Origin of the sequence: Pseudomonas mandelii (assembly GCF_006438925.1) — a bacterium.
In the GTDB taxonomy this organism is placed as follows: domain Bacteria; phylum Pseudomonadota; class Gammaproteobacteria; order Pseudomonadales; family Pseudomonadaceae; genus Aquipseudomonas; species Aquipseudomonas mandelii_C.
Map to the genome: position 1 here is coordinate 347,815 of NZ_RCZA01000006.1, position 12,434 is coordinate 360,248.

9 protein-coding genes are annotated in these 12,434 nt (G+C 59.0%); 3 read left to right on the forward strand and 6 right to left on the reverse strand.

What is annotated here, in order from left to right:
* Positions 1-22 precede the first annotated feature (22 nt).
* The gene (gene guaD, locus EAH74_RS16280) at positions 23-1,327 is read left to right on the forward strand and encodes a guanine deaminase (RefSeq protein WP_140679766.1); all 1,305 of its coding nucleotides are present in this window, start codon (positions 23-25) and stop codon (positions 1,325-1,327) included.
* Positions 1,328-1,509: 182 nt separating this feature from the next.
* Here guaD and EAH74_RS16285 read toward each other — a convergent pair whose 3' ends face one another.
* Positions 1,510-2,274 carry a GntR family transcriptional regulator gene (locus EAH74_RS16285; RefSeq protein WP_046047886.1) on the reverse strand — a complete coding sequence of 255 codons (765 nt, stop codon included), beginning with the start codon at positions 2,272-2,274 and terminating at the stop codon, positions 1,510-1,512.
* Between the two features lie 285 nt (positions 2,275-2,559).
* Here EAH74_RS16285 and EAH74_RS16290 point away from each other — a divergent pair, with 285 nt between their 5' ends.
* Entirely contained in the window at positions 2,560-3,750 is a 1,191-nt protein-coding gene (locus EAH74_RS16290; protein WP_140679767.1) for a benzoate/H(+) symporter BenE family transporter, read from the forward strand.
* 148 nt (positions 3,751-3,898) lie between these two features.
* Here the strand turns inward: EAH74_RS16290 and EAH74_RS16295 are convergent, their stop codons facing one another.
* On the reverse strand, positions 3,899-4,243 hold the full coding sequence (locus EAH74_RS16295) for a YggL family protein (RefSeq protein ID WP_007896965.1): 345 nt from the start codon (positions 4,241-4,243) through the stop codon (positions 3,899-3,901).
* Between the two features lie 233 nt (positions 4,244-4,476).
* Between EAH74_RS16295 and dacB the strand changes: the two genes are divergently transcribed.
* Positions 4,477-5,937 (forward strand): D-alanyl-D-alanine carboxypeptidase/D-alanyl-D-alanine endopeptidase, encoded by a 1,461-nt coding sequence (dacB, locus tag EAH74_RS16300; protein WP_140679769.1) that lies wholly within the window; start codon positions 4,477-4,479, stop codon positions 5,935-5,937.
* 69 nt (positions 5,938-6,006) lie between these two features.
* Here the strand turns inward: dacB and EAH74_RS16305 are convergent, their stop codons facing one another.
* The 4 genes from EAH74_RS16305 to rlmKL form a co-directional block, all read right to left on the reverse strand.
* Positions 6,007-6,816 carry an IS3 family transposase gene (locus tag EAH74_RS16305; protein WP_140679771.1) on the reverse strand — a complete coding sequence of 270 codons (810 nt, stop codon included), beginning with the start codon at positions 6,814-6,816 and terminating at the stop codon, positions 6,007-6,009.
* 20 nt (positions 6,817-6,836) lie between these two features.
* A complete protein-coding gene (locus tag EAH74_RS16310) occupies positions 6,837-7,133 on the reverse strand; it encodes a transposase (protein WP_140679773.1) in 297 nt (98 codons plus the stop codon).
* Between the two features lie 158 nt (positions 7,134-7,291).
* Positions 7,292-9,691, reverse strand: coding sequence for a sensor domain-containing diguanylate cyclase (locus tag EAH74_RS16315; protein ID WP_140679774.1), 2,400 nt, complete (start codon positions 9,689-9,691; stop codon positions 7,292-7,294).
* Positions 9,692-9,833: 142 nt separating this feature from the next.
* On the reverse strand, positions 9,834-12,110 hold the full coding sequence (rlmKL, locus tag EAH74_RS16320) for a bifunctional 23S rRNA (guanine(2069)-N(7))-methyltransferase RlmK/23S rRNA (guanine(2445)-N(2))-methyltransferase RlmL (protein ID WP_140679775.1): 2,277 nt from the start codon (positions 12,108-12,110) through the stop codon (positions 9,834-9,836).
* Between the last annotated feature and the right edge of the window lie 324 nt (positions 12,111-12,434).

Here is a 12,434-nt window from a genome sequence, read left to right on the forward strand (position 1 = left end):
AAGCCACGAATTGAGAACGACAATGCCTCTGACTCGCAAAGCCTACCGCGCCGCCATTCTGCACAGCATCGCCGACCCCGCCGAAGTGGGCATCGAAGCCTCTTATGAGTATTTCGAAGACGGCTTGCTGGTGGTCGATAACGGCCAGATCAGCGCCCTTGGTCACGCCAGCGCCTTGCTGCCGACCCTGCCGGCCGATATCGAAATCACCCATTATCAGGACGCGCTGATCACCCCAGGCTTCATCGACACCCACATTCACTTGCCGCAAACCGGCATGGTCGGCGCCTACGGCGAGCAGCTGCTGGACTGGCTCAACACCTACACCTTTCCGTGCGAAAGCCAGTTTGCCGACAAGGCTCACGCTGACGAAGTCGCGGACATTTTCATCAAGGAACTGCTGCGCAACGGCACCACTACGGCGCTGGTGTTTGGCAGCGTGCACCCGCAATCGGTGAACTCGTTCTTTGAAGCCGCCGAACAGCTGGACCTGCGGATGATTGCCGGCAAGGTGATGATGGACCGCAACGCGCCGGACTACCTGACCGACACCGCCGAATCCAGCTATGTCGAAAGCAAGGCGCTGATCGAGCGCTGGCACGGCAAGGGTCGCCTGCACTACGCGGTCACCCCGCGGTTCGCCCCGACCAGCACCCCGGAACAGCTGACCCTCGCCGGCCAGTTGCTCAGCGAATTCCCTGATCTGTACATGCAGACTCACATCAGCGAAAACCTGAAGGAAGTCGAGTGGGTCAAGGCGCTGTTCCCGGAGCGCAAGGGCTACCTGGACGTCTACGACCACTACAAACTACTCGGCGAACGTTCGGTATTCGCCCACGGCGTGCACCTGTGCGATGACGAGTGCGCGCGACTGGCGGAAACCGGCTCGGCAATCGCCTTCTGCCCGACGTCGAACTTCTTCCTAGGCAGCGGCCTGTTCAACCTGCCGATGGCCGAGAAGCACAAGTTGAATGTCGGCCTCGGTACGGACGTCGGTGGCGGCACCAGTTTCTCGCTGCTGCAAACGTTGAACGAAGCGTACAAGGTCATGCAGATGCAAGGTGCGCGACTGAGCCCGTTCAAATCGCTGTACCTGGCCACACTCGGCGGCGCTCGTGCGCTGCGCCTGGAAGACAAGATCGGCACCCTGCAACCGGGCACCGACGCGGACTTCCTGGTGCTGGACTACAACGCCACACCGCTGCTGAGCTATCGCTTGAAGCAGGCCAACAACATTGCCGAGACGTTGTTTGTGTTGATGACGCTGGGGGATGACCGGACGGTGTTGCAGACGTATGCGGCGGGGAATCAGGTGCATCAGCGCTAGGTTTTCTTCGGCCATAAAAAATCCCCCGTACTCTTCAGTCCGGGGGATTTTTATTGCCTGTCAGATTGCTATCGCGAGCAGGCTCGCTCCCACAGTAGATCTCTAATGGACACAAGATTGGCGTTCAACACAAATCCAATGTGGGAGCGAGCCTGCTCGCGATGGGCGCGACTCGGTCTGACTTAAAGCTTGGCGACCGGCCGTCCTGGCTTCTTGGTCTGCAACAAATGCGAGAACACCGCATGCAAATCATCCGACGCGCTTTCTTCGTCGAGGTTGAGTTTGCTGTCGATGTGATCCATGTGATGCATCATCAGGTCCACCGCCAGCTCAGCGTTGCGCGCTTCGATGGCGTCGATCAGCTGGGTGTGCTCGTCGTAGGAACAGTGCGAACGATTGCCGCTTTCATACTGGGCAATGATCAACGACGTCTGGGACACCAGACTGCGCTGGAAGCTGATCAGCGGCGCGTTTTTCGCCGCTTCGGCCAACTTCAAGTGGAACTCGCCCGACAAACGAATACCGGCGCCGCGATCGCCACGGGAGAAGCTGTCGCGTTCGTCGTTGACCATCTGGCGCAACTCGGCAATCTGCTCGGCAGTGGCGTGCTGCACCGCCAATTCAGTGATCGCACGCTCCACCAGACGCCGGGCCATGAACACCTGGCGAGCCTCTTCGACACTCGGGCTGGCGACGACAGCGCCACGGTTCGGCCGCAGCAGCACAACGCCTTCATGGGCCAGGCGCGACAGCGCGCGGCGAATGATGGTGCGACTGACCCCGAAAATTTCCCCCAGCGCTTCTTCGCTCAACTTGGTACCGGGCGCCAGACGCTGTTCGAGGATGGCCTCGAAGATATGCGCATAGACAATATCGTCCTGAGTACCGCTGCGGCCGGCTTTGCCTGCTCGCGGTTGTTTCTTTAGGGGTTGCAACTGTTCGTTCATGGGCACTCGAGTCGGAAGAACTGCGGCGAATTGACCGTGACTGTAATACGGCACAGTGGGTCGCTGGCAAGTATCGCGTAAAAAACACTGCGATTGTACACAATGGAGGGTGGCAACACGACTGTACGGCTGTTTGTCACTTCCGCTGTATTGCAACGACTGGTTACTTTTGAGTTTAGGCTTGAACGCAGAATCCTGTAGGAGCTGTCGAGTGAAACGAGGCTGCTCCTACGTTGGACGACTTCGCTTCGGATATTTTCGTACGTAATAAGGAACACCGCTGTCATGAACGACGTCACGCACACGCAGCTCCGCCCTTTTGCCGATACGTCGCCTTCTGCGATCGTCGCCGGCTTCATTGCGATGATGACCGGTTACACCAGCTCGCTGGTCCTGATGTTCCAGGCCGGGCAAGCGGCGGGTCTGACCAGCGGGCAGATTTCCTCGTGGATCTGGGCGATCTCGATTGGCATGGCGGTGTGCTCGATTGGCCTGTCTCTGCGTTACCGCACGCCGATCACCATCGCCTGGTCGACGCCCGGCGCAGCGTTGCTGATCACCAGTCTGGGCGGCGTGACCTACGGCGAAGCCATTGGCGCCTACATTACCTGCGCGGCGCTGGTGACGATCTGTGGTTTGACCGGCAGCTTCGAACGGCTGGTGAAAAAGATTCCGGCGTCATTGGCCGCTGCCCTGCTGGCGGGGATTCTGTTCAAGATCGGCAGCGAAATCTTCGTCGCCGCGCAGCATCGCACCGCGCTGGTATTGGGCATGTTCTTCACTTATCTGGTGGTCAAACGCCTGTCGCCGCGTTATGCCGTACTGGCCGCGCTGTTGATCGGGACGGCGCTGTCAGGGTTCATGGGCTTGCTGGACTTCAGCGGCTTCCATCTGGAAGTGGCGACGCCGATCTGGACCACGCCGCACTTCTCCCTGGCCGCGACCATCAGCATCGGCATTCCGCTGTTTGTCGTGGCAATGACCTCGCAGAACATGCCCGGCATCGCCGTGCTGCGCGCCGACGGTTACACCGTACCGGCCTCGCCGCTGATCACCACCACCGGCATCGCCTCGTTGCTGCTGGCGCCGTTCGGTTCCCACGGGATTAACCTGGCAGCCATCAGCGCAGCGATTTGCACCGGACCTCATGCCCATGAGGATCGTAACAAGCGCTACACGGCGGCCGTCTGGTGCGGAATTTTCTACGGGATTGCCGGGGTGTTCGGCGCGACGCTGGCGGCGCTGTTTGCCGCGTTACCGAAAGAGTTGGTGCTGTCGATTGCGGCACTGGCACTGTTCGGCTCGATCATCAATGGCTTGAGCATTGCCATGAATGAAGTGAAGGAACGTGAAGCGGCGCTGATTACCTTTATGGTCACGGCGTCGGGGTTGACGCTGTTTTCCATCGGTTCGGCGTTCTGGGGGATTGTGGCGGGGGTGTTGACGTTGGTGATCTTGAACTGGCGTAAAGCCTGAAAAGCAAAAGATCGCAGCCTCGTTTCACTCGACAGCTCCTACATTGGAATGTGTTCATCCTGTAGGAGCTGTCGAGTGAAACGAGGCTGCGATCCTTTGATCGTCACAAAAAAAAACGGCGACCCTTGGGTCGCCGTTTTTTAGAACATCAAGCTACCGGATTGATCGGCTTTTCCGGGTACCAGACGTCGATCAGCGGGCTGACAGTCGCTTCAGTCAGTTCGCTGCGGCCTTTGAGCCAGGCTTCAACAGCGGCACGCTGCTCTTCGGACACCGAGCCACGCTTCTGCAGGCAAACCAGACCGAAGTCGTCGCCGCCAACATAGCCCAGACCGTTGGCTTCCATGGCTTCTTTCAGGAACGCGTCGAGGAAAGCATCAATGGCTTCATCGGCCAAATCTTCTTTGAAATCCAGGTTCAGTTCGAAACCCAGCTCTTGAAATTCATCGACGCACAGTTTTTTGCGCAGACGCTGGGAACGGTTAGTCGCCATTGGAACAATCCTCATAAGTAATAACGGGCGGCACTTTAGCAGTTTAAGGCGCCGATTGCCCGTCTCTCTGGGGTGCAAGCCCTACCGTCGGTAAAAAATAGCGGATTAGAAGGCCAGGGCACGGCACAAGCCGCTACACCTTGGGGCATAATGCCGACACTTTCATGACCACTGAGGGAATTTATCTTCATGCCCTCGTCTTTTTCCCCCTCGGCTGTAGGGTTTTATTTCACATGATCAAATCTTTGCGTCCATTGCTACTGGCCGGTTTTCTGCTTCCTCTGGCCTTCTCTGTTTCCGCCGCTTCGATCAACACCGCGCTGTCGCCCAACGTTGAAAAAGCCCTCAAGGCCAGCAAGATGCAGGACAACGCCCTGTCGCTGGTGATGATCCCGCTCAACGGACCTGGCACCCCGACGATTTTCAATGCTGACGTCTCCGTCAATCCGGCCTCGACCATGAAACTGGTCACCACTTACGCGGCGCTGGAAATGCTCGGCCCGAACCACCAGTGGAAAACCGAGTTCTACACCGACGGCACGCTCAGCGGCGGCATCCTCAACGGCAACCTCTACCTCAAGGGTGGCGGCGATCCGAAGCTGAACATGGAAAAACTCTGGTTGCTGATGCGTGACCTGCGCGCCAACGGTGTGACGCAAATCACCGGCGACCTGGTGTTGGACCGCAGTTTCTTCGTACAACCGCAACTGCCCGAGTTCAACGACGATGGCAATGACGAGAACAAACCGTTCCTGGTCAAACCCGATTCGCTGATGGTCAACCTCAAGGCCCTGCGTTTTGTGGCGCGTAACGACAACGGCCGGGTGCTGGTGTCGGTGGAGCCGCCGATTGCCACCATTCGCATCGAAAACCAGGTTAAAGCCGTCAACTCCAAGCAATGCACCGGTGGCGTGCGCTACAACCCGGTGACTCAGGCCGATGGCAGCGTGACCGTGACGGTCGGCGGCCAGTTGGGCGAGGGCTGCAGCTCCCAGACTTACCTGTCGTTGCTCGACCACGCGACCTACACCGCAGGCGCCGTGCGGGCGATCTGGAAGGAACTGGGCGGCAGCATTCAGGGCAAGGACCGTCTGGCGCCAACACCCAAAGATGCCAAGGTCCTGGCTCGGGCCTTCTCGCCAGACCTGGCGGAAATCATCCGCGACATCAACAAATACAGTAACAACACCATGGCCCAGCAGCTGTTCCTGAGCCTGGGTGCACAGTTCCGCACCGAGGCCGACGGTGACGATGCCAAGGCTGCACAGCGTGTGGTGCGTCAGTGGCTGGCGAAGAAAGGCATCACCGCGCCGCACCTGGTGATGGAAAACGGTTCCGGCCTGTCCCGTGCGGAACGGGTGAGTGCGCGTGAAATGGCCGGCATGCTGCAAGCGGCCTGGAAAAGCCCGTATTCGGCCGAGTTCATCAGTTCGATGCCGATTGCCGGCACCGACGGCACCATGCGCAAACGCCTGAAGACCACGGCGATGCGCGGTGAAGCACACATCAAGACCGGCACTTTGAATACGGTGCGGGCGATTGCCGGTTTCAGCCGCGACATCAACGGCAATACCTGGGCGGTAGTGGCGATCCTCAACGACAAGGCACCGTTTGGCGCGTCGTCGGTGCTGGATCAGGTGCTACTGGACCTGTATCGCCAGCCGAAACTGCCGGAAACGGCTTCGGTGCTCTAAGCCTTAAAATCAAAAGATCGCAGCCTCCGGTGTAGTGGTTCAGTTTTTTTAAACCATTCCGTAGGAGTATTAAGCCGCCTGCTCCTCAAACAGCGCAGGCGGCAAGTGGTTCGAGGCGGAGTGGCAACGGCGATGGTTGTAATGGGAGATGAAACCCATCACATCCTTCTCGGCCTCGAAATGATTTTGGTAGCCGTTCTCCGGCATCCAATCGTGCTTTAACGTCCTGAAATAGCGTTCAACCACCGCGTTGTCCCAGCAGTTACCTCGACGACTCATGCTTTGAACGATCCGGCTTTCCGCTAGGCATGCAACAAATCGATCAGCGGTGTACTGACAACCCTGGTCTGAGTGAAATAGCAGTTCAGGCATCGGGCGGCGTAGCGACACTGCCAGTCTCAGTGCTTTCGCAGACAGCTCAGCATCGGCGGTTCGTGAGCAAGCCCAACCCACAATCCTGCGTGAAAACAGATCCATCACCACCGCTAGATAAAGCCAGCCATTTCCCACTCTGATGTAGGTAATATCGCCCGCCCAAAGCGTGTCTGGACGGGACGGATTAAATCGACGATCAAGTATGTTCGGGGCAACGATCGCCGGCTTCGTGGCGCGGCGATAATGGGCATAACGCGGCCTGCGTCGGTGAAGGCCAAAGGTTTTGATCAAAGTGCGCATTCGATAGCGCCCGATGAAAATGCCCTCTTTTCTTAGCTCTTTGGATAGCCCACGAGTACCTAGCGCCTCTCGATGTTCTTTATGCAGCGCACGAAGCTTGCGCCCCAGCCAACGCAGGGCAGGTTTCTGCTGTTTGGGTTTGCACTTGGTGTAATAGCTGCTGCGGGCAAGGCCAAGTACGGAGCACATACGCCGAATCGACATTGCACCTCTAACGCCATCAATCACTTGGTTCGACCGAACAGAACCTTTAGATGAGAGGGCAATTGCTTTTTTAGCACTTGGTTCTCGGCTTCAAGTAGTGCCAGTTTTGCCTGGAGCGACTCAATCAACTCCTGATCCTGCAGTCGTGGAGGCTGGGATATTCCTTCCTGTTCCCGGCGCCAGCGTAAAACCCAGCGACGCAGGGCTGTAGGGCCCACACCGGTAGCCTCACAGGCTTTTGGAACGGAGTAATTCATCTCCACAACCAACCGAACGGCTTCTGCTTTTTCCTCAGACGTAACAACCCTGAATCCCATGATGCTTCCTTAAATCGACGCTCCTACATCATGGTCTAAAAAACTTCGACCACAACACGGCAGCTCCTACAGGTGTACACATAACCCTGTAGGAGCTGCCGAAGGTTCGGGCCGCGTTCGGACGATCTTTTCAACTCACCCAAGATCTCCCGGCAGGGTTAGGTCATCTCTCCTTCTACTCGATCACGTCCTGCCAGTTTCGCCGCATACACCCCCGAGTCCGCCCGCAGCAGCAGCGCATCCGCGCCCTCCCCGACTCGCCAGCTGGCAATCCCGAAACTGGCGGTCACTGTCCCGACGCCTTCGATCGGCGAACTGCGCAACCCTTGCCATAGCTGCAAGGCCAGGACATGGGCATGCTCGCCGTTGATGTCCGGGCAAAGCACCATGAACTCCTCGCCACCCAGGCGACAGAACACGTCGGTGCGCCGCAGCCGAAGGACGATGCGTTCGCACACAATCTGCAACACCCGATCGCCGACAGCGTGGCCATGCTGGTCATTGATACGTTTGAAATGGTCGATATCGAGCATGATCACCGACAGTTCGCCGCCACCGCGTTCGACCCGGGCCATTTCGGTGGTCAGGCGTTCCTGGAAATAGCGGCGGTTGTGGATCCCGGTCAGGGAGTCGGTGATCGATAGCGCCCGCAGTTCTTCTTCCACCCGTTTCAAGTCGGAGATGTCCGAGACATAGCCGTGCCAGAGCACGCCGCCACCGGGCAATTCCTCCGGTGTCGCCTCGCCACGAACCCAACGCAGGCCACGCAGGGGCAGCTGCACGCGGTACTCCTCGCGCCAAGGGCTGAGGGTGTCCGCCGACGCCCGGATCGAAGCGCGGACCCGGGTGGTGTCCTGCGGATGAATCCGCGTGAAAATCGCTTCGGCGTTGAGCAACAGCACATCCGGTTCAAGTTCGTAGATCTCGCGAATACCGTCGCTGGCGTAGATCACGCTGAAGCGCCCATCGAACTCCATCTTGAATTGGTAGATCCCGCCGGGCACATGGGCGCTGAGTTTCTTCAACAACAGGTCCCGTGCCGCCAGGGCCTCGTGGACCCGCTTGCGTTCAGTGATGTCGATACAGATCGCCAGGTGCCCGACCCACAAGCCTTGCTCGTCGAGGACCGGGGTCGCCAGCATGTTCACCGTCAAATGGCTGCCGTCGCTACGCAGCAGCGTCCATTCCCGCGCTTCGTGGCCGCCCTCCTCGCCGCCCTCGACCAACATCGCCTGGCAGGTCGGAATCGGTTTGCCATAGCGCGCGCTCAACTCCGCCGAACGTGCCAGGAGCTCTCGGGGCAGGTGCAGGTTTTCCAGGGTCATATGGCCCACCACCTCGGTGCTGGTGTAGCCAAGCATTTGCTCTGCCCCGGCATTAAAGGTTTGGATAACCCCGCGCAGGTCAGTGGCGATGATCGCCACTTGGGTCGCGGCATTCAGCACGCCACGCAACTGGCCATGGGTGCCGCGCAACTCCTGCTCGCGGGCGCGCAGCTCCTGGGTCCGTTGCTCGACCATTTTCAGCGCCCGTTGACGCTGACTGACCAGCACATAGAGCAAGGCACTGAGCAACAGACTGAGCAAACCGCCCAGCACCACCAGGGTGGTCACCGAAGAGTGATTGGCTCGCAGGAAGGCATCGCTGGGCTGAATGTCGACTTGATAGTCATGGTCGCCAAGCCGCAGCAGCCGGGTCGCGGCCAACTCACTGGGGGCTGGGGTGTTGGGGGATTCATAAAGCACTTCGTGCTGATCGTCTGTGGATAAGTCGAGGATGCGCACTGAAAGATAGTCACGGCCAGCCTCCGGCAGCCCGTCCGCCAGCAACTGATGCATGCTGATCACGGCCATGACATAACCGTACGGTTTCACCCCCGCCGTAGCCGGACTATTACGCAGCAACACCGGTGCGACCAGCAGCACGCCGCGGGCGAAGGCCGGTTCGATACTGACCAGATGCATCGGCTGCGATACCGCCATGCCGCCGTGCTGATCGGCCCGTTCAAGGGTGGCGCGGCGCAAGGGTTGAGCCCACAAGTCGTAGCCCAGCGGCGGGCCGAGTTTGCTTTGGGTCTGGCTATACAGCACCACCACGTACTCATCCCGTTCAGCCGCCAGTTGCAGCTGGCCATCGGCATTGAGTTCACGCAGGGTGAAGTCGGGTAAACCCTCTGCACGGACCTGGCGTTCAAACTCCGCTCGTTCGTCGCGGGTGATTCGCTTGGCGAAGGAATAGGCCTGAGTCCGGTGCAGCAGCGGTTGGGTGTAACCGTCGAACTCCGCGCGGGAGACCGAATCGGAATTGGCAAAGAACCGGCGCAGGCCATCGAGGCGCTGCTCCTGATCTTCGAAGCGTTCTTCGATACGGCTGTAACGCTCACTGGCCAGCAGTTGGAAGCGTTGCCGTAATTGTTGGTGAAACAGATTCAGCGTCGACCATGCCAGCAATCCCGTGAGAATCCCGCCGACGATCAATACCAGCAGCGCGACCAGCCAGGCCGAGACATCTTCACTGATAAAACCCAGGATCTTGGGGCGCACGGCGTGCAACGACATAGACGCAACTCAAAACGCCAGGTGCGGGAAAGCCCATTGGCCATGCGTTGAGTTATAGCTATTAGCCATCAATTTGACCAGCACAGAAAGAAGCCAAGAGCCTTTAAAAATCAAGGCTCTGTGGATCCAATCCCGCCAAGTGTCAACGAGCCGTGATTTTCCAGGCACGGTGGATTTTGCCATTACGGGCGAAATCCGGATCGATGGTCTGGGCGGTGATTTCCTCGACCGCATAACGCTCGGTGAGGTTTTCCTCGAGCTGGAACTTGCGGAAGTTGTTGGAGAAGTACAACACGCCACCCGGGGCCAGACGCGCCATGGCCAGGTCGATCAATTGCACCTGGTCACGCTGCACGTCGAAGATCCCTTCCATGCGCTTGGAGTTGGAGAACGTCGGCGGATCGATGAAGATCAGGTCGTATTCGTCACGGCAGGCGTCGAGCCAGGCCATCACGTCGCCCTGCTCCAGACGGTTTTTGTCGGAGAAACCGTTCAGCGACAAGTTGCGACGAGCCCAATCCAGATAGGTTTTCGACAGGTCGACGCTGGTGGTGCTGCGCGCGCCGCCCTTGGCTGCGTGAACACTGGCGGTTGCGGTGTAGCTATACAGGTTGAGGAAGCGCTTGCCGGCTGCCTCTTTCTGAATCCGCATGCGCATTGGCCGGTGATCGAGGAACAGCCCGGTGTCGAGGTAATCCGTGAGGTTCACCAGCAGCTTCACGCCGCCTTCATTGACCTCGACGAACTTGCCCTGTGCCGCTTGGCGTTCGTACTGTTTGGTGCCGCTCTGACGCTCGCGGCGCTTGACCACCACGCGGCTCTTGTCGATGTTCAGGGCCTGCGGAATGGCAGCCAGGGCATCGAACATGCGCGCCGAGGCTTTTTCCGGATCGATGGATTTCGGCGCGGCGTATTCCTGGACGTGGACCCAATCCTGATACAGGTCGATGGCCATCGAGTATTCCGGCATGTCGGCATCGTAGACGCGGTAGCAGTCGATGCCTTCACGCTTGACCCACTTGCCGAGGGCCTTGAGGTTCTTTTGCAGACGGTTGGCAAACATCTGCCCGCCTTCACTCAAACGCGGCTGCTCGATCACCACCGGTGCCGGTTTGATCGGGTTGCCGTTCTTGTTGTACTTCTCGTACTTGCCGGGTGCCACATCGTTGTCTGCGACTTCGACTTCGGCTTGAACTTGTTCACGCTCAACCTGACGCTGTTCTGGGGTGCGACGTTCGCCAGTGACGAACTGGTCCGGCGTGACTTTGATCAGCAGCAACTTGCACGGCAACGCGCCGTTCCAGAACGAATACTGTTTGTGGCTGCGGATGCCCATGCGCTTGCCCAGGTCCGGGGCGCCGGTGAATACCGCGGCTTCCCAGTTCAAGCAGGCCTGACGCAGACGTTCGCCGAGGTTCTGGTAGAGATAGAGCAAGCTCGCCTCGTCACCCAGACGCTCACCGTACGGTGGGTTGCAGATCACCAGGCCTTTCTGGTTCTGGTCCGGACGTGGCTCGAACGTCCCGACTTCGCCCTGGTAGATCTTGATCCACTCGCTCAGGCCGGCACGTTCGACGTTGTTGCGGCCCGGTTGAATCAAACGCGGATCGGCTTCATAACCGCGAATCCACAGCGGTGGCTTGGCCAGACCGGCCGCGCAACGCTCAGTGGCTTCTTCGTGAAGCTTTTTCCACAGGGCCGGGACGTGACCGAGCCAGGCAGAGAAGCCCCACTGCTCGCGACGCAGGTTCGGCGCCATGTCGGCGGCGATCATCGCCGCTTCGACGAGGAACGTACCGACACCGCACATCGGGTCAGCCAGCGCGCCGCCATCGGCCGCAATGCGTGGCCAGCCGGAACGGATCAGGATAGCGGCCGCGAGGTTTTCCTTCAGCGGTGCCGCGCCCTGCTGCAAGCGATAGCCGCGCTGGTGCAGGCTGTGGCCGGAGAGGTCGAGGGACAGGATCGCTTCGCCGCGGTCCAGGCGCAGGTGAATGCGCAGGTCCGGGTTGAGCTTGTCGATGGACGGACGATCGCCCTGCGGCGTGCGCAGTTTGTCGACGATGGCGTCCTTGACCTTCAAGGCGCCGAAGTGAGTGTTGTCGATGCCCGAGCCGTGACCGCTGAACTCAACGGCCAGGGTGCCATCGTTGAGCATGTGGTCTTGCCACTCGATATCCAGCACGCCGTGATAAAGGTCTTCGGCGTCCTTCATCGGGAAACGCTTGAGCACCAGCAGCACCCGGTTCGCCAGACGCGACCACAGGCACAGACGATAAGCGGTTTCCATGGTGGCCATGCCGCGCACGGCAGAAGTGTGCTCACGCGCTTCTTCAAGGCCAAGCCCGACGGCTTCCTCGATGAGCAGGCCTTCAAGGCCTTTTGGGCAAGTGAGGAAGATTTCGAATTGATCGGACATTGGAATTTCAGAGCCTTTAGCTAAGTGAACCGGCAACGCATTGCCGGCCCGGTTTTCAATCAGGCGCTTTTCTAAAAGAGCGCCCGCGTGGCACGAAGGTGTGCCGTCCCACCCTTGCTGCTCGGGTTAAAAGAGCTTAGATGCAAAGACAGATAAAAAAGTTGATGCAACAAAATGTCATAAGTCGACCCTTCGTCGAATAATGCCCCACTGCAACGCGAGCCATTCTCAGTAAAGGATTAACCCCATCATGCAGCGAGGGGCTGATCATACCGGGGTTTTGCCAATAAACACGGGACAACATCGTGTTACTTATCGCCATAC